At 39.9% G+C, this 592-nt stretch carries 1 protein-coding gene; it reads left to right on the top strand.

All coding sequences use genetic code 11. The features are described 5' to 3' along the window. On the top strand, positions 1 to 223 hold a 223-nt coding region (locus KIV40_RS30460), incomplete at its 5' end, for an Lrp/AsnC ligand binding domain-containing protein (protein ID WP_285353008.1). Positions 224 to 592: the final 369 nt, after the last annotated feature.

Below are 592 nucleotides of genomic sequence, written 5' to 3'. Positions count from 1 at the left end.
CATTAGCATTTGTGTAGCAGCAAAGGATGAGAACAATGTACTTAAGAACCTGCAGAGTTTTCCTGAGGTATTAAGCGTGTATCACACGAATGGAAAATGGGACCTGATAGCCAATCTGCGCAGCCCAAACCTTTCAATGTTGGGTGGCGTGCTAGGCCGAATACGCTCTATCGAGGGCATTGAGCAGACCGAAGCTAATTTGCTGATAAACAAAATCTTTTGAATGGAAATAGAACGAGAAGTTGGCCAGATAAAGACGCGCGGTTAATAAGACCGCGCTAGTCAAAAAAGGTGTAATTTGGGTTTGATATAGGTGCAGCTAGATAAAAACAATAAGTTAATGCATCGAACTACGTAATTTGTCACTTCGAGCGAAGGTGAACATCAAGAAAAAGCACAAGAGCAGTAATGCTGATGAGATTTGTAAGGTAAACAAGCTTTCAGATACAAGAGGTAACGCCAATGAAAAAACACAAAGCGCTACAATAAACAGTTCGAAAGCGGCGCCTATAAATGAATAATTATGACGAAAAAGTGCCCATCTATAACTCATTGATAACTCCATTATTGAGTTTAGTTAAAAAAAGCGAAG

This window comes from Vibrio sp. D173a (genome assembly GCF_030248475.1).
Note: the sequence above shows the minus strand (reverse complement) of the source record. Positions and strands in the feature narration are given on the sequence as shown.